We start from the raw sequence: 16,606 nt of genomic DNA on the forward strand, positions 1-16,606 counted from the left end.
GAGTGGCATTCACCCTGATGAAGAATCAGGGCGAATACCGATCAGTTTGAGATTCTAGGGTTGCTGAGCAACATAGAATCTCCCACATTGGATTTATGGCGTTCACCTATCCCCTGTGGGAGCGAACCTGCTCGCGAAGGCCGCACTGCAAATCTTGAATATTCACCCGCAATGGATCGCACAGACAGGCCGAGGATGGCCGGGATGTCTTGTCGTTTTGAGTCATTGCCACAACCACAATAAAGGCAAACAGGAGCACTGTTCATGAGTTCATCAAACGCCGGGCCAAGCGCCGGGCAACTGGAAACCCGCGGCATTGAGCCGGTGCCGGAAGCCGAGTGCAACGGTCATCCGCTGCAACTGTTCTGGGTCTGGTTCGCCGCCAACATTTCCATTCTCGGCCTGCCATTGGGCGCCACGCTGGTGGCGTTTCGCGGGCTGGCGATCTGGCAAGCGATCATCGTTGCCATCGTCGGCGCCGCCGGTTCATTCGCCGTGGTCGGGATCATCTCGATTGCCGGCCGCCGTGGCCGCGCGCCGAGTCTGACCCTGTCGCGAGCGATCTTCGGTGTGCGTGGCAATATCGGCCCGACGCTGGTCTCGCTGATGTCGCGTCTGGGCTGGGAAACGGTCAACACCACCACCGCGGCGTTCGTGCTGCTGTCGCTGTGTTCGATCCTGTTCGGCTCGCCGGTTGAAGCGAAAAGTGCGCCAGTGCTGACGCTGATCTTCATCGCCATTTTCGTCCTGCTGACTCTGTCGGTTTCCGGCCTCGGTCACGCCACCTTGCTGGTGATCCAGAAGTGGGCGACCTACGTGTTCGGCGCGCTGAACATTCTGGTCGGCGGCTTCCTCTGCGCGACCATCGACTGGAGCTCGGTGTTCAACGCCACGCCAGCGCCGCTGAGCGCGATGATCATCGGCATCGGCACCATGGCCGCCGGCACCGGGATCGGCTGGGCTAACGCCGGTGCGGACATGTCGCGCTATCAGCACCGCAGCGTCAAGGCTGTACGGCTGGTCGCCTCGGCGGCGTTCGGTGCGGGGATTCCGCTGGTGCTGCTGATCACCCTCGGCGGCCTGCTGTCGGTGGGCAACAACGATCTGGCATCGGCGACTGACCCGATCGTGGCCATCCGCGACATGCTGCCGACCTGGATGGCCGTGCCGTACCTGATCACCGCGTTCGGTGGCTTGCTGCTGTCGAACAACCTGTCGGTGTACTCCGCCGGTCTGACCACGCTGACCCTCGGTCTGAAGGTCAAACGCGTGTACGCGGTGGTGGTCGACATCGTGGCGATCTTCGCCGGCTCGATCTACTTCATGCTGATCGCCGACAGCTTCTACGGCCCGTTCATCACCTTCATTTCCCTGCTGGCGGTGCCGATCACCGCGTGGGTCGGGATCTTCGTGGTCGATCTGATTCACCGTCACTACTACAGCCCCAAAGACCTGCTCGATGTCAGCCCGAGCAGCGCCTATTGGTATCGCGGCGGCATCGAGTGGCGCGCGTTCGGCGCGTGGGCGATTGCCATCGTGCTCGGCTTCAGTTTCACCACCATCGGCACCACCGCCGAAAACGTCTGGTTCAAGGGCTTCCTGTCCGACTCGTGGCTGGGGCATAACGGTCTGGGCTGGATCGTGACCTTCGTGGTGGCCGGTGGCATTTACTTCGTCCTCGGCGGGGCGAAAGATCGTCGCGCCGCGCAAGTCGAGAATGCTCATGCCTAAGATGTTGCACACCGGCCAGGTCATCATCGACCTGGTCATGGCCGTGGATCAGCTGCCGCAAATCGGCGGCGATGTGCTGGCGCAGTCTGCCGCTTTCGAGGCTGGCGGCGGCTTCAACGTGATGGCCGCAGCCGTACGCAATGGTTTGCCGGTGGTTTATCTCGGTCGCCATGGCACCGGGCGTTTTGGTGATCTGGCGCGTCAGGCGATGAACGCTGAAGGCATTCAAATCGGTATCGAACAACCCGCACAGCGCGACACTGGATTGTGTGTGGCGCTGACCGACTCATCGGCCGAGCGCAGTTTCATTTCCTACATCGGCGCTGAAGGTGAGGTGACCGGAGAGGACTTGAACAGCGTGGCGGCCGAGGCGGGCGACTACGTTTATGTAAGCGGTTACAGCCTGCTGCACGCAGGCAAGGCGCAAGCCCTGCTGGACTGGACGCTGGCGCTGCCGCAGGCGATCAACGTGGTGTTCGATCCGGGGCCGCTGGTGGAGTCGCCGGAATCGGCGCTGATGCAGGCGCTGCTGCCGCGCATCGACGTGTGGACCAGCAACAGCGTCGAAGCGCTGCGGTTTACCGGGGCGGCGGACATTGATCAAGCGCTGGACCGGCTGGCGGATCATCTGCCCAAGGATGTGCTGATGGTGGTGCGCGATGGACCACAGGGTTGCTGGATTCAGCAGCGTGGCGAGCGACGGCATGTTCCGGGGTTTGCGGTAAAAGCCGTGGACAGCAACGGGGCGGGTGATGCCCATGCCGGGGTGTTTGTCGCCGGGTTGGCGCAGGGTTTGACAGCCCATGAGGCGGCGCGGCGGGCGAATGCGGCGGCGGCTTTGGCAGTGACGCGATGGGGGCCGGCGACTGCGCCGGGAGTTGCTGAAGTGGATATTTTTATCCGCGAATCCTGCGGCGATTGATCAACCGCCTTCGCGAGCAAGCCCGCTCCCACAATGAGATTTTCGTCGTTCGCAACTCCAATGTGGGAGCGGGCTTGCTCGCGAAGAGGCCATACGGCTCAGCACAAAAAATATGGATCAGCCCGCTTTGCGCAACGCCGCAATCAACTCATCCTTGCGCATCGAAGAACGCCCGGCAATGTTCTTCGCCCGCGCCTCCTTGCGCAGACTGTCTACGGTCTGAGTATCCCGGGAGGCCTTGCTGTCACGCGCATGTCCCTCGCGACTGGCCACTGCGCGTCGTGACGACTCCTTGCGATCTTCGGACTTGGCACTCGCCGGTTTCTTGCGTCCGGAACCGCCAGCCTTTTCGCCGCCGCCCGACTGTTTGTTGACCGTCGCCCAGGCCCGCGCCTCGGCTGCATCCTTCGACAAGCCTTTTTTCTCATAGCTGTCTTCGATGTGTTCGGCCTTGCGCTTCTGTTCGGCGGTGTATTTGTCTTTGCTTCCACGAGGCATGGGATTTCTCCTCTTGTGTGCAGATTCGGCCGCTCGCCGCACCGGCAGCGAGTGGCCTGAGGACTACTGCAGATCCAGCTTGCGCGCCGCTTCGACGCCAGCCGCACTGAGCTTGATCGGCAAATTCAACGAGTGTTCGCCGGCCTCGTTGCAGGTCACATGACCGTGGTGGATCAGTCCGCGATCCTGCAGAGAGGCGAGGGCGCTGGCCACCACTTTCTCGCCGCGATAATTGTCCAGCACCTCTTTGCCCAGTCCGCTCGGATGGGCGTGCAGCAGGCGGGTGAGGACTTCTTTTTCCAGGTTTTTATCGACGTTCATGGTTACCTCTTCATCGATGTGAATAGGACGCTCGCGTCGGCGAACTACTGGCTGCCGCCCTCGGAGCCCGAGCCACCGGTGGTGGTTTTCGAGCCGATGCCGGGGCCGGCGTTATCGGGTGTGGCGGGGGAGTCAGGGGTGTTCATGCCACCCTGGCGGCCGGGGTCGCTGCCTTGGGTGCGTGGGTCGGTGCCAGTGGCAGGTGGCTGGTTGATCAAGGGTACGCCGGAGCCATCGGTGTTCATGCCTGGGGCACTGTTAATGGCAGGGGCGCGCGGTGATGGAACCGGATCGGTGGGGCCTGTGCCCGCTGCGGTGGTGGACGCGGCGAACACCGCTGGGCAGAGCAGGGCGCTGAATACGAGGGCAGTCAACCTTGACGGGATCATAGGGCTTCTCCAGTGATTGAATTCCTTACCTGTGTTTGGTCTGCCCTTGAATCGGATTGGTGCCTGATGAACGACGAACGGTCGAGACACAGGATTATCAGTCGAGGCCGATTTCTTCCTTGAACTGCTCCATGAAACCCTTCAGGCGTTGATGGCGGATCTGCGCCAGGCGCTGACCGGCGCCAGTCTGGAAACCGTCGGCGAGGTGCAGCAGCTTGGTCTGAAAGTGGTCGAGGCAGAAGCGTGTGTCGTCGTAGTCGCGCTCTTTGGCTTCAGGGTCGAGCGGGTCATACAGCGCACTGCCCATGCGCCCGGCGACGTAGAAGGTGCGGGCAACGCCGAGCATGCCCAGCGAGTCGAGCCGGTCGGCGTCCTGAACGAGTTTCGCTTCGAGGGTCAGCGGGGTGATGTTGGCGGAAAAACTGTGGGCTTCGATGGCGTGGGTGACGCCGCTGATTTTGCTTTCGGGCCAGTCCAGATCGGCCAGCACGCTGGCGGCTTTTTCTGCGGCGAGACGCGAAGCCTGCGAGCGCAGCGGCGAGTTTTTTTCCACGGACACGCAATCGTGCAGCAGCACGGCAGCGAGCAACACCTCCAGGTCGCCACCTTCGTCAGCCTGCAAGGTGCGCGCGTTGTGCCAGACCCGTTGCAGGTGCGCGAGGTCGTGGGCACCGTCGTCGCCGGGTTCGAGGGCGTGGGGCAGCAGTGCTGCTGCAAGCGCCTCCACGGGCATAAAAATCTCAGTGTTCATGAGCATCCTTTCAGACTGGCGAAGTTCCTGTGGGAGCGGGCTTGCTCGCGAAGGCGTCAATCCAGTCACCATCATTGTTGTTTGTCAGAGCGCTTTCGCGAGCAAGCCCGCACACACATTGCAATATCGGCGCAGGATATTCTCTGTGTTGCCATGTGACGAGCGCCGCATCCGGCCTTAGTATGGCGCTTTCCAACTTCCGACAAGGCCCGTTCATGACGATCGAAATCCGCCCGGCGACCCCCAGCGATGCGCCGCAAATCCTCGCCTTCATCACCGAACTGGCAGATTTCGAAAAGGCCCGCCATGAAGTCATTGCGAGTGTCACCGACATCGAGCGCAGCCTGTTCAGCGAAGGCGCGACCGCCCACGGCCTGATCTGCCTGCGTGACGGTGTGCCTATCGGTTTTGCAGTGTTCTTCTTCAGCTATTCGACGTGGCTCGGCAGCAACTGCCTGTACCTCGAAGACCTCTACATCACCCCCGAACAACGCGGCGGCGGTGCCGGCAAAACCCTGTTGCGGCATCTGGCGAAAATCGCCTGCGACAATGACTGCGGACGCTTCGAATGGAGCGTGCTGGACTGGAACACCCCGGCCATCGAATTCTACAAATCCCTCGGTGCGCAGCCGCAAGAAGAGTGGGTGCGCTATCGCATGGATGGCAAGGTGTTGCGTGAGTTTGCCGAAGGCTGAGGAGATGATGGCAATCCGATGCTGAAGTGATTGCCGCCACCGGGATGGCGGTGTTGTTGCCGATCATTGAGATCAACCAGTTGGTGCAGTAGCTGATTCCGAGGTCGTCTGGTCTGGCCTCTTCGCGAGCAAGCCCGCTCCCACAGGGGACAGAGTTGTTAATGCAATATATGTCACACCGCAAGAACCTGTGGGAGCGGGCTTGCTCGCGAAGGCGCCCGTCAGAACAACAAATAATTCAGACTTTTTTACCAGGACTTCAGCATCACCCGACCCTCAAAAGCACCATCCTCGGGTTCTCCTTTCTGTCATCTGCAACCACCCCGCAACGGCTGCAGCCGTGACATCCGTTCGGTCGCGCCCTCCGCCAACTGCCTATGACGTAACAGCAGGTTTTTGCAGGCCTGCGGCATCTTTGGCAACCAAAGTGTGGCAAGCAATAACCTCGATATCAACAACCCCAGCGTTTGCAACGGCATTGGCCGTCCTCTGAACTAAAAATCTTGAAACTCAATGGCGGGCTCTTTATGGGACCGCCATTTCAAAAAGGATTTCGTAGTGACTGCGCACTGCCCGCCACCAGACACAACGCCACCGCGTGTGCCAACGGCTTGAGCAGCCAAAGCGACGGCTCGACGGTTTCACGCTTGGAGGACAGAACGTGGGTACGACGACGGGATGGGCGAGCGAGCATCAAAAAGAGCCCGCGCCTAAGGCTGAATATTGGGTGAATGTGAGAGCCGATGCCAAGGACTGGAATTTTTCCGACCTGGTGGCTGATTTCGGAGAACAGTGGGATATGAAGAGCGGTCCGAACATGAATGGCAGGGTTGACGTTAACCACGCTGATGCATGGGCCATTTATATTGCCGATCTTGGCGCCGGGCTGTCAGCCAGAGATGTTCTGATGGAATCGGTGGTGTTGCATTTTAAAGGAAGGAAATGTGCGTAAGTTAATTCTGATTTTGATGTTTTCGATGTGTGCTTCATGTGCGATCAGCCACGGAAAACCTACTGCAAAAATCGAGTATTTGGGGGTGGAGCGCTACTTGGATCGAAACATTTACCAAGTCAGTTTTTCGTCCGACGTCGATGTCGACAAACTCTTCAAGTCCAAGATAAGTCAGTCGCTGCTTTGTGCTTTGGGGGAGAGTAGAGATTTTTCGCAGTCGCGCAATCTGAATGAATATGGTGAAGGATGGATTGAGCCTCTGAAGCCTGCAGACGGATCCACTTTCAAAGCGGATCTCATGTTTTATCGTGTGAAAGACTCAACGAGTGAAACGCTGATGAGCAGCAAGGACTTAAGCACTGTATTAGCGGGGCGAAAAACAATCGCATGCAAAGTCAGAATCAACTCCTACTCCTACAAAATCTACTATTCAGAAGTGATGAATATTCCTGTTGCTGAGCTGCTAAAGGAAATTGACAAGTATTGAGATCGGGCTTCTTGCCTGATCACAGGAAGCCTTGTTCTGATGCTCACTTCTCTGCGGATTCCCAATGACCGCTGAGCAATCCATCAAGTGTCTTTCGCACGGAAATCTTGAAAGCCCCGGCCTTCTCTTCATCGAAGGCTGCTTTCCAGTAGGTGTAGCCCTGACTGAAATCCGGAATCTGCGCCGTCTCTCCCACGCGACGAGTCAGGCTGCGCTGCAAAGCCTCGGCCTGGAAAGGCAGGTGGGGCATTGCGGTGAACTCGCCTCCGGTGACCGGGTTGATCATCCGAATGCCATCAACGCGGATATGCACGACGGTGCCGTAGTGCGGATAGCTTTCGATTTTGAGGATGGTCAAGGTCGAGGCTTCTTCACCCGGCCGGGTGTTGTAAGCCCAGATATCACCCTCCTTGATAGCGGGCAAGGCGCTGGCAATCGCCGCGAAGCAGAGTGCGCTGCAGAGCAGTAACGCCTTTAAAGCGGTTTTCATTTTTTCTTCCTTGAACCTGTCGAGAGCGGTCGTCGCGTGAATGGGATCGGCATTTTAGAGATTTGGCGAAGAAACGGCTGTTACACTTGTAAATCCCATAATATGGGAATGATATTTATATATTGAGATTTTCCTGCGCCAAGGTTTATAGTCCGTCGCACTCACTGCCAAAAACAAAACAGGTGAAGCGATGCAGGCGCAATTGATCGCGCTCGACTGGGGGACGACCTCATTACGTGCTTACAAACTCGCGGCGGGCGGGGTGGTGCTGGAGCAGCGTGCGCTGTCGTCCGGGATCATGCAGTTACCGAAGACGCCGCGAGTCATCCACGGTGGTGAATGCGCCGACGGCTTTGAACTGGCCTTCGAAGAGGCGTGCGGCGACTGGCTCGATGCGCAGCCGGATCTGCCAGTGATCGCCTGCGGCATGGTCGGCAGCGCCCAGGGCTGGCGCGAAGCGGCCTACTGCGAGACGCCGGCGAACGTCGCCAATCTCGGAAATTCCTTACAAACACTGGTCAGTCTGCGCGGCACGCGGGTACATATCGTGCCGGGGGTGATCCAGCGTTCGCGTCTGCCGAATGTGATGCGCGGCGAAGAAACCCAGGTCCTCGGCGTGCTGCAGAACCTGTCGGCCGAGGCGGGCGGCGATCTGTTGATCGGTCTGCCGGGCAGCCATTCCAAGTGGGTCGAAGTGGTCGAGGGCTGCATCACTCATTTCGATACTTTCATGACCGGCGAAGTGTTCGCCGTGCTCAGTGAACACAGCATTCTCGGGCGTACCCAGCAACAGGGTGCGGCGTTCGACGGGTTGGCGTTCGACCGTGGCGTGCAAGTGGCGCTGTCGGCGGACGGCGAACTGGGCGTGCTCTCCACATTATTCAGCGCCCGCACCCTGGGCCTGACCGGCGAACTGGCGCCGACGGCGCAAGCGGATTACCTCTCTGGCCTGATGATCGGCCATGAACTGGTGGCGCTTGCCGCAGCCCAGCGGCGCCGACGCAATAGTGCGCATCTGCCGTCGATCATCCTCATCGGCAACGCGCAACTCTGCGCCCGTTACGGCCGTGCCCTCGATGCCTGCGGTTTCGCGCGCGTCACGCTGGCCGAGCAGGCCACCGAGCGTGGCCTGTGGCAACTGGCGCTGGCCGCCGGGCTGCTCGATTCCTTATCCCGTTAACCCTGACTGGAGGCCTGACATGCTCAAGCAAGCATTGGCACAAAACGGTCTGATCGCAATCCTGCGTGGCCTGCATCCGCAGGAAGCCGCTGCTGTCGGAGAAGTCCTGTATGCCGCCGGATTTCGCGTCATCGAAGTACCGCTCAATTCCCCGTCGCCGTACGAAAGTATCCGCATCCTGCGTCAGACCTTGCCCGCCGATTGCCTGATCGGTGCCGGCACGGTGTTGACCCCGGAGCAGGTCGAGCTGGTGAAAGAGGCCGGCGGCCAGGTGATCGTGATGCCACACAGCGACGCCAAGGTGCTGCGCGCAGCGAAAGCGGCGGGGCTGTACCTGTCGCCGGGAGTAGCGACGCCGACCGAAGCGTTCGCGGCGCTGGAGGAGGGCGCGGACATTCTCAAGCTGTTCCCGGCCGAGCAGATGAGCCCGGCGGTGGTCAAGGCATGGCTCGCGGTGTTGCCTTCCGGGACGGTGCTGGCGCCGGTCGGCGGGATCACCCCGGACAACATTCAAGCGTTCATCGACGCTGGTGTGAAAGGTTTCGGCCTCGGTTCCGGCCTGTTCAAACCGGGCATGACGGTTGAGCAAGTGGCGGCCAATGCCAAGGCCTACGTGGCTGCCTGGAAGGCCCTTCGCTGAGATTTATCCGGCGCTGCGTGCGCTGCATCTAACAAGAGAGACAAACAGATGAAAATCACCAAACTCACCACCTTCATCGTCCCGCCGCGCTGGTGCTTCCTCAAGGTCGAAACCGATGAGGGCGTGACCGGTTGGGGCGAGCCTGTGGTCGAAGGCCGCGCCCACACTGTCGCCGCTGCCGTTGAGGAATTGTCCGACTACCTGATCGGCAAAGACCCACGCAACATCGAGGACATCTGGACTGTGTTGTACCGCGGTGGCTTCTACCGCGGCGGCGCGATCCACATGAGTGCGCTGGCCGGCATCGATCAGGCGCTGTGGGACATCAAGGGCAAGGCCCTCGGCGTGTCGGTCAGCGATCTGCTCGGCGGTCAGGTGCGCGACAAGATTCGTGTGTATTCGTGGATCGGTGGCGATCGTCCGGCCGACACCGCACGCGCCGCGAAAGAGGCGGTGAGCCGGGGTTTTACTGCGGTGAAAATGAATGGCACTGAAGAGCTGCAGTTCCTCGACTCCTTCGAGAAAGTCGATCTGGCCCTGGCCAACGTCGCCGCTGTGCGCGATGCCGTCGGGCCGAACGTCGGTATCGGCGTCGACTTCCATGGCCGGGTGCACAAACCCATGGCCAAGGTGCTGATGAAGGAACTCGACCCGTACAAACTGATGTTCATCGAAGAGCCGGTGCTCAGCGAAAACTACGAAGCGCTGAAAGAGCTGGCACCGTTGACCAGCACGCCGATCGCCCTTGGCGAGCGGCTGTTCTCGCGCTGGGATTTCAAGCGGGTGCTGAGCGAAGGCTACGTCGACATCATCCAGCCGGATGCCTCGCATGCCGGCGGTATCACCGAGACCCGAAAGATCGCCAACATGGCTGAAGCCTACGACGTGGCGCTGGCGCTGCATTGCCCGCTGGGGCCGATTGCGCTGGCGGCGTGCCTGCAACTCGACGCGGCTTGCTACAACGCGTTCATTCAGGAGCAGAGTCTGGGTATCCATTACAACGAGAGCAACGATCTGCTCGACTATGTGAAGGATCCGCGAGTGTTCGACTACGACCAGGGCTTCGTGAAGATTCCGAACGGGCCAGGGCTGGGCATCGAGATCAACGAGGAATACGTGATCGAACGCGCGGCGGTCGGCCACCGCTGGCGCAACCCGATCTGGCGCCATGCCGATGGCAGTTTTGCCGAGTGGTGAGTCCCTTCTGACCCACCACAAATCCTTGTGGGAGGGGGCTTGCTCCCGAATGCGGCATGTCAGCTAAAGAGATGTCGACTGACACTCCGCATTCGGGAGCAAGCCCCCTCCCACAATTGATCTCCATGGATGGGAGATTTGCGTCAATGACCTCAAATAATCATAAGAAGAGGCACCCCCCATGCCAACGCAAACCCTCACCGGGCAGGCGTCTTTAGTCACGCCTAGCCGCAAGCGGTTTTTCATCATGGTGTTGCTGTTCATCACCGTGGTCATCAACTACCTCGACCGCAGCAACCTGTCGATTGCCGCGCCCGCGCTGACCAGTGAACTGGGCATCGACCCGGTTCACGTCGGGCTGATTTTCTCCGCATTCGGCTGGACCTACGCCGCGATGCAGATTCCCGGCGGCTGGCTGGTGGATCGGGTGCCGCCGCGCATCCTCTACGGTGTCGCGCTGCTGCTGTGGTCGCTGGCCACGGTGCTGCTCGGTTTCGCTGCGAGTTTCATTGCGCTGTTTGTGCTGCGCATGGCGGTCGGCGCGCTGGAAGCACCGGCCTATCCGATCAACAGCCGCGTGGTGACCACCTGGTTTCCCGAGCGCGAGCGGGCCACGGCGATTGGTTTCTACACCTCCGGGCAGTTTGTCGGCCTGGCGTTTCTGACGCCGGTGCTGGCCTGGCTGCAACATGAGTTCGGCTGGCACATGGTGTTCGTCGCGACCGGTGCGGCGGGCATTATCTGGGCGGCGATCTGGTACGCGGTGTACCGCGAACCGCGGGATTTCAAGGGCGCCAACAACGCGGAGATCGACCTGATCCGCGAGGGTGGCGGACTGGTAGACATTCAGGCGCAAGCATCCAAGGCCTCGTTCAGTTGGACCGATCTCGGCATCGTCCTGAGCAAACGCAAGTTGTGGGGCATCTACCTCGGCCAGTTCTGTCTGAACTCGACGCTGTGGTTCTTCCTGACGTGGTTCCCGACCTACCTGGTGAAATATCGCGGCATGGACTTCATCAAGTCCGGCCTGTTGGCATCGCTGCCGTTTCTCGCGGCCTTTGTCGGCGTGCTGTGCTCGGGATTCTTTTCCGACCTGTTGATCCGCCGTGGCTGCAGCGTGGGTTTTGCGCGCAAGCTACCGATCATTGGCGGGCTGCTGATTTCCACCTCGATCATCGGCGCCAATTTCGTTGAATCGACACCGCTGGTGATTGCCTTCCTGGCGTTGGCCTTTTTCGGCAACGGTCTGGCCTCGATCACCTGGTCGCTGGTCTCGACCCTGGCTCCGGCGCGTTTGCTGGGGCTGACCGGCGGGGTGTTCAACTTCATCGGCAACCTGTCGGCAATTGCCACGCCGATTGTCATCGGTCTCCTCGCCAGTGGTGATTCGTTCGCCCCGGCGATCACCTACATCGCGGTGCTGGCGCTGATCGGTGCATTGTCCTACGTGCTGCTGGTGGGCAAGGTCGAACGTATCGAGTTGTAGTCGTCTGCGTCGGGCGACCATAATGCCGCCCGTTCCCTCGCTCAACGGTAAAGGCTGGATATGCAGGAAGACGCCCCGGAAAAAACCAAGGACGCCGCACCCACCGGCACCCAGACGCTGCTTCGCGGCCTGGGTGTGGTGCAGGCGGTGGCCAGTGGTGCCCGCGACCTGAAAGAGATCGCCCGGTTGATCGGCACCACGCGCAGCACCACCCATCGTCTGGCCAGTTGCCTGGTCGATGAGCGCTACCTGCGCGTGGTGCCACAAATCGGCTATCTGCTGGGGCCGAAGTTGATCGAACTGGGGTTTCAGGCGCGCGAAGAGTTGCCGCTGGTGAGTCTGGCCGGGCCGTATCTAGACGAGTTGTCGGCGCTGACCGGCGACACCGTGCACCTGGGCATTCGTGAGGGCGACGAGGTCTTGTATCTGCTGAAGAATCCGGGGCGTAACGGCCCGGAAATGCGCTCGCGGGTCGGCCACCGGATGCCGTTGGCGCGCACCGGGATCGGCAAGGCGTTGATGCTCGATGATGCGCCGCAGGATTGGCAGCGCCTGTACGACATCAGCCTGCCGGCGGGTGGGAAGAGTCAGTTCTGGCCGCAGCATCCCCAGCAATCGTGGGAACAACTCGAGCAGCGCATGACCGAGTACGTGGCCGGTGGCTACGCCTTCGATCTGGAGGATAACGAACCGTCGATCCGCTGCGTGGCGGCGCCGATTCGTGATGCGAGCAAGCGCATAGTGGCGGCGATCAGTATCGCCAGCACCGTGCCGTACATGCCGCTGGAAAAAATGGCCGAGCTGATTCCCCTGATCAAAGGGGTCACAGCCCGGCTCTCGGCGGAGCTTGGCTTGAAGGTCTGAGGCCTTAAACCTTGAGCGTCGCCATGTCGATCACGAAGCGATACTTCACGTCACCGGCAATCATCCGCGCGTAAGCCTCGTTGATCTGGCGGATGTCGAGCATTTCGATGTCGCAGGTGATGTTGTGCTCGGCGCAGAAATCCAGCACTTCCTGGGTCTCGGCGATGCCGCCGATCAGCGAACCGGCCAGTACGCGGCGCCCCAGCACCAGGTTGGCGGCGTGCACGGGCGGATCGATCGGTTCGATCAGGCCGACCAGAATGTGCACGCCATCAAAGCGCAGGGTTTGCAGGTATGGATTGAGATCATGCTGCACCGGAATGGTGTCCAGCAGGAAGTCGAACCGGCCTGCAGCGGCAGCCATCTGCTCGGCATCGGTGGAGACGATCACGTGATCGGCGCCCTGCCGACGACCTTCCTCAGCCTTGCTCGCCGAACGGGTGAACAGCGTGACTTCCGCGCCCATCGCCTTGGCGAACTTGATGCCCATGTGGCCGAGGCCGCCCATGCCGAGAATCCCGACCTTGTCGCCGGCCTTGACTCCATAGTGCTTGAGCGGCGAATAGGTGGTGATGCCGGCACAGAGGATCGGCGCGGCGCTGGCCAGGTCGAGCTTCTCCGGGATGCGCACCACAAAATGTTCGCTGACCACGATGCTGTCCGAATAGCCGCCCATGGTGTTGCTGCCATCGACCCGGTCCGGGGTGGCGTAGGTCATGGTCGGGCCTTCGAGGCAGTATTGCTCAAGGTTCTGCTGGCAGGCGGCGCAGGTGCGGCAGGAGTCGACCATGCAGCCGACCCCGACCAGATCGCCGACTTTATGTTGAGTGACGTTCGCACCGACGGCGGTGACTTTGCCGACGATCTCGTGGCCGGGCATCAACGGATAAACCGCGATGCCCCATTCGTTGCGCGCCTGGTGGATGTCGGAGTGGCAGACGCCGCAGTACAGGATCTCGATCGCCACGTCGTCAGCGCGTGGGCTGCGGCGTTCGAATTTCATCGGGGCGAGGGGAGTGGTGGCCGATTGAGCGGCATAACCGATAGCGGTGTACATAAGAAACCTCGCAGAAGCAGTGACAGGTGAGGTGGCGCATTTTGGGCGCCGTCTGCCGCTGCGGCCATGACGATTCCTCCGGGTCTCATGCCTAATCCTCCGGCATGCAGGTCTGGGTAAGCGCATTGGCAAAAGGATCTGCGATGATGCTTGCATGCCTTTTTCCGTGACTTTTTTGAAGACCCCTCCGATGCAGTTGACCCGTCACCTTGATGCCAATGCCACGCTGGTTTCGCTGATCGAGCCGCTGGCGCTTTGCGATGGTTACAGCCAGACCGGGCTGCCCGGCGTGCAGGTGTTGCGCGCCAGTTGCGACGTGGCGCGTGGCCCGCACATTTATGAGCCGAGCCTGATGATCATCGCCCAGGGCAGCAAACTGGCGTTCCTCGGCCCGCGCACCATGGAATATGGCGCCGGGCATTACCTGATTCAGGCGCTGCCGGTGCCGTTCGAGTGCGAAACCTTTGCCTTGCCGGATGCGCCGTTGCTGGGTGTGTCGGTGGCCATCGACCGGGTGCTGCTCGGCGAGCTGGTGCTGGCCATGGGGCTGGCGCCCGGGCGGCATATCCCGGCGCAAACGCCGGAGTCGATGACCTCGGTGGTGCTCGACGATGACATGCGTGGCTGCGTTGAACGCTTGCTGCGCTGTCTGCACGATCCGCTGGAGCGGCAGATTCTCGGGCCGGCGCGAGTGCGTGAATTGTTGTTCACTGCGCTGCGCGGGCCGCAGGCCGATGTGTTGCGCGCGCTGGTGGAACAGCAGGGGCAGTTCGCCCGGGTTGCGGCATCGATCAGTCATCTGCATGCGCACTACACTGAGCCGCTGAACGTCGAGACTTTGGCCAGTTGCGCGAACATGAGCGTGTCGTCCTTCCACGAGCACTTCAAGCGTAGCACGCTGTTGTCGCCGGTGCAGTATCTGAAGCGCTTGCGCCTGCTCAAGGCGCAGACCTTGCTGGTCGCCGAAGGGCTGGGCGTGGCGCAGGTGGCGCATCGGGTGGGGTATCAGAGTACGTCGCAGTTCAGTCGTGAGTACAAGCGCTACTTCGAGCGTAGCCCTGGCGACGAACGCGTTGCCTGAGTCGATTAAGATCCCTTGTGGGAGCGAGCAAGCCCGCTCCCACAGTTGTTTTGTGGTGAAACAGAAAACGTGGGCAACAAAAAGGCCCCCGTTTCGGGAGCCTCGTTGTTCAGCGATACGGCTTACATGTTCGGGTAAGTCGGGCCGCCAGCGCCTTCCGGCGTGACCCAGGTGATGTTCTGCGAAGGGTCCTTGATGTCACAGGTCTTGCAGTGCACGCAGTTCTGGGCGTTGATCTGGAAGCGTTTTTCGCCGTCTTCCTTGGTGATCACTTCATACACGCCGGCCGGGCAGTAGCGCTGCGCCGGTTCGTCGTACAGCGGCAGGTTCTTGCTGATCGGGATGCTCGGGTCGGTCAGCTTCAAGTGGCACGGTTGCTCTTCTTCGTGGTTGGTACCGGAGATGAACACCGAGCTCAGTTTGTCGAAGCTGAGTTTGCCGTCCGGCTTCGGATAGTCGATCTTCTTGCAGTCGGCCGCCAGTTTCAGGCAAGCATAGTCCGGCTTGGTGTCGTGCAGGGTGAACGGCAGTTTGCCGCCGAAGATATTCTGGTCCAGCCAGTTGAAACCACCACCGACGATCGCGCCGAACTTGTGGATCGCCGGGCCGAAGTTGCGGCTGGCGAACAGTTCGTCGTAGAGCCAGCTCTTCTTGAACGCGTCGACGTAAGTGGTCAGCTCTTCAGTGCCATCCTTCTCGGCGAACAGCGCGTCGGCCACCGACTCGGCGGCGAGCATGCCGGACTTCATCGCGGTGTGACTGCCTTTGATCTTGGCGAAGTTCAGGGTGCCGAGGTCGCAACCGATCAGCGCGCCGCCCTTGAAGACCATTTTCGGCAGCGAGTTCAGGCCACCTTTGCAGATGGCGCGGGCGCCGTAGCTGACGCGTTTGCCGCCTTCCAGGTACTGCGCCAGCACCGGGTGATGCTTGAGGCGCTGGAACTCGTCGAACGGCGACAGGTAAGTGTTGCTGTAGGACAGGTCAACGATCAGGCCGACCACTACCTGGTTGTTTTCCAGGTGATAGAGGAACGAGCCACCAGTGTTTTCGGTGCCCATGATGTCCAGCGGCCAGCCGGCGGTGTGCACCACCAGGCCCGGCTGGTGTTTGGCCGGGTCGATTTCCCAGATTTCTTTCAGGCCGATGCCGTAGTGCTGGGCGTCGGCATCGCTGTCGAGGTTGTAGCGCTTGATCAGTTGCTTGCCGATGTGCCCACGGCAGCCTTCGGCGAACAGCGTGTACTTGCCTCGCAGTTCCATACCCGGGGTGTACAGGCCTTCTTTCGGATTGCCTTCGCGGTCGACGCCCAGATCACCGGTGATGATCCCGCGTACGATGCCGTTCTCGTCGATCAAGGCTTCCTGAGCGGCGAAGCCCGGGTAGATTTCCACACCAAGGTTTTCAGCCTGCTGGGCCAGCCAGCGGCACAGGTTGCCCAGGGAAATAATGTAGTTGCCTTCGTTGTGCATCGTCTTGGGCACAAAGAAGTCAGGAATCTTCTGCGCGCTGTCGGCGTTTTTCAGCACGAAAATATCGTCGCGGGTGACTGGGGTGTTCAGCGGGGCGCCGAGTTCTTTCCAGTCCGGGAACAGTTCGTTCAGAGCGCGTGGTTCGAACACGGCACCGGAAAGGATGTGTGCGCCGACTTCGGAGCCTTTTTCGACCACGCAGACGCTGATTTCCTTACCGGCTTCGGCGGCCTTCTGCTTCAGACGGCAGGCGGCGGACAGGCCAGCGGGGCCGGCACCGACGATGACCACGTCGAATTCCATGTATTCGCGTTCCACAGGCTATCTCCTACTCAAGGCTCAACAGTTTTTTTTCTAATTTGGAGGTTCGGTGTCGTATCCGTTATTGCCTTTACG

The 16,606-nt window shown here is 60.6% G+C and carries 18 protein-coding genes; 11 read left to right on the plus strand and 7 right to left on the minus strand.

The window, feature by feature from the left end:
- Positions 1–264: 264 nt before the first annotated feature.
- Both HDC30_RS27275 and HDC30_RS27280 read left to right on the plus strand, forming a co-directional pair.
- On the plus strand, positions 265–1,731 hold the full coding sequence (locus tag HDC30_RS27275; RefSeq protein WP_183785943.1) for a cytosine permease: 1,467 nt from the start codon (positions 265–267) through the stop codon (positions 1,729–1,731).
- Positions 1,724–2,653 carry a PfkB family carbohydrate kinase gene (locus HDC30_RS27280; RefSeq protein ID WP_183785945.1) on the plus strand — a complete coding sequence of 310 codons (930 nt, stop codon included), beginning with the start codon at positions 1,724–1,726 and terminating at the stop codon, positions 2,651–2,653. The genes HDC30_RS27275 and HDC30_RS27280 overlap by 8 nt, the downstream gene beginning before the upstream one ends.
- Before the next feature lie 117 nt (positions 2,654–2,770).
- Here HDC30_RS27280 and HDC30_RS27285 read toward each other — a convergent pair whose 3' ends face one another.
- The 4 genes from HDC30_RS27285 to HDC30_RS27300 form a co-directional block, all read right to left on the minus strand.
- Complete coding sequence (locus tag HDC30_RS27285) at positions 2,771–3,151, minus strand: Rho termination factor N-terminal domain-containing protein (protein WP_027612376.1); 381 nt, start codon at positions 3,149–3,151, stop codon at positions 2,771–2,773.
- A 63-nt stretch (positions 3,152–3,214) separates the two neighbouring features.
- Positions 3,215–3,472 carry a hypothetical protein gene (locus HDC30_RS27290; protein ID WP_096794892.1) on the minus strand — a complete coding sequence of 86 codons (258 nt, stop codon included), beginning with the start codon at positions 3,470–3,472 and terminating at the stop codon, positions 3,215–3,217.
- Between the two features lie 44 nt (positions 3,473–3,516).
- Positions 3,517–3,861, minus strand: coding sequence for a hypothetical protein (locus tag HDC30_RS27295; protein ID WP_096794893.1), 345 nt, complete (start codon positions 3,859–3,861; stop codon positions 3,517–3,519).
- Between the two features lie 97 nt (positions 3,862–3,958).
- Positions 3,959–4,612: an HD domain-containing protein gene (locus HDC30_RS27300; RefSeq protein ID WP_027612379.1), complete on the minus strand. Its 654-nt coding sequence runs from the start codon at positions 4,610–4,612 to the stop codon at positions 3,959–3,961.
- Between the two features lie 215 nt (positions 4,613–4,827).
- Between HDC30_RS27300 and HDC30_RS27305 the strand changes: the two genes are divergently transcribed.
- From HDC30_RS27305 to HDC30_RS27315, 3 genes are all read left to right on the plus strand, one after another.
- Positions 4,828–5,307 carry a GNAT family N-acetyltransferase gene (locus tag HDC30_RS27305; protein ID WP_007961964.1) on the plus strand — a complete coding sequence of 160 codons (480 nt, stop codon included), beginning with the start codon at positions 4,828–4,830 and terminating at the stop codon, positions 5,305–5,307.
- Between the two features lie 661 nt (positions 5,308–5,968).
- A complete protein-coding gene (locus tag HDC30_RS27310; protein WP_027612380.1) occupies positions 5,969–6,259 on the plus strand; it encodes a hypothetical protein in 291 nt (96 codons plus the stop codon).
- Positions 6,252–6,746, plus strand: a complete 495-nt coding sequence (locus HDC30_RS27315; protein WP_095137229.1) for a hypothetical protein — start codon at positions 6,252–6,254, stop codon at positions 6,744–6,746. The genes HDC30_RS27310 and HDC30_RS27315 overlap by 8 nt, the downstream gene beginning before the upstream one ends.
- A gap of 43 nt (positions 6,747–6,789) precedes the next feature.
- On the opposite strand, the gene HDC30_RS27320 is transcribed toward HDC30_RS27315, so the two are convergent.
- Positions 6,790–7,236 (minus strand): hypothetical protein, encoded by a 447-nt coding sequence (locus HDC30_RS27320; protein ID WP_103369245.1) that lies wholly within the window; start codon positions 7,234–7,236, stop codon positions 6,790–6,792.
- A gap of 190 nt (positions 7,237–7,426) precedes the next feature.
- Here HDC30_RS27320 and HDC30_RS27325 point away from each other — a divergent pair, with 190 nt between their 5' ends.
- The 5 genes from HDC30_RS27325 to HDC30_RS27345 all read left to right on the plus strand — a co-directional run bounded on the left by HDC30_RS27325 (position 7,427) and on the right by HDC30_RS27345 (position 12,603).
- A complete protein-coding gene (locus HDC30_RS27325; protein ID WP_115989166.1) occupies positions 7,427–8,416 on the plus strand; it encodes a 2-dehydro-3-deoxygalactonokinase in 990 nt (329 codons plus the stop codon).
- 19 nt (positions 8,417–8,435) lie between these two features.
- Positions 8,436–9,056: a 2-dehydro-3-deoxy-6-phosphogalactonate aldolase gene (locus HDC30_RS27330; protein WP_115989167.1), complete on the plus strand. Its 621-nt coding sequence runs from the start codon at positions 8,436–8,438 to the stop codon at positions 9,054–9,056.
- A gap of 48 nt (positions 9,057–9,104) precedes the next feature.
- Complete coding sequence (gene dgoD, locus HDC30_RS27335; protein WP_007961968.1) at positions 9,105–10,253, plus strand: galactonate dehydratase; 1,149 nt, start codon at positions 9,105–9,107, stop codon at positions 10,251–10,253.
- A gap of 181 nt (positions 10,254–10,434) precedes the next feature.
- Positions 10,435–11,739 (plus strand): MFS transporter, encoded by a 1,305-nt coding sequence (locus HDC30_RS27340; protein WP_183785947.1) that lies wholly within the window; start codon positions 10,435–10,437, stop codon positions 11,737–11,739.
- Between the two features lie 60 nt (positions 11,740–11,799).
- Complete coding sequence (locus HDC30_RS27345) at positions 11,800–12,603, plus strand: IclR family transcriptional regulator (protein ID WP_096794901.1); 804 nt, start codon at positions 11,800–11,802, stop codon at positions 12,601–12,603.
- A 4-nt stretch (positions 12,604–12,607) separates the two neighbouring features.
- Here HDC30_RS27345 and HDC30_RS27350 read toward each other — a convergent pair whose 3' ends face one another.
- Positions 12,608–13,660, minus strand: a complete 1,053-nt coding sequence (locus tag HDC30_RS27350; RefSeq protein ID WP_183785949.1) for an NAD(P)-dependent alcohol dehydrogenase — start codon at positions 13,658–13,660, stop codon at positions 12,608–12,610.
- Positions 13,661–13,850: 190 nt separating this feature from the next.
- Between HDC30_RS27350 and HDC30_RS27355 the strand changes: the two genes are divergently transcribed.
- Positions 13,851–14,741, plus strand: a complete 891-nt coding sequence (locus tag HDC30_RS27355; protein ID WP_007961974.1) for an AraC family transcriptional regulator — start codon at positions 13,851–13,853, stop codon at positions 14,739–14,741.
- A 122-nt stretch (positions 14,742–14,863) separates the two neighbouring features.
- Here HDC30_RS27355 and HDC30_RS27360 read toward each other — a convergent pair whose 3' ends face one another.
- A complete protein-coding gene (locus HDC30_RS27360; protein WP_027612388.1) occupies positions 14,864–16,528 on the minus strand; it encodes an electron transfer flavoprotein-ubiquinone oxidoreductase in 1,665 nt (554 codons plus the stop codon).
- Between the last annotated feature and the right edge of the window lie 78 nt (positions 16,529–16,606).

Source organism: Pseudomonas sp. JAI115 (genome assembly GCF_014200835.1).
In the GTDB taxonomy this organism is placed as follows: Bacteria; Pseudomonadota; Gammaproteobacteria; order Pseudomonadales; family Pseudomonadaceae; genus Aquipseudomonas; species Aquipseudomonas putida_A.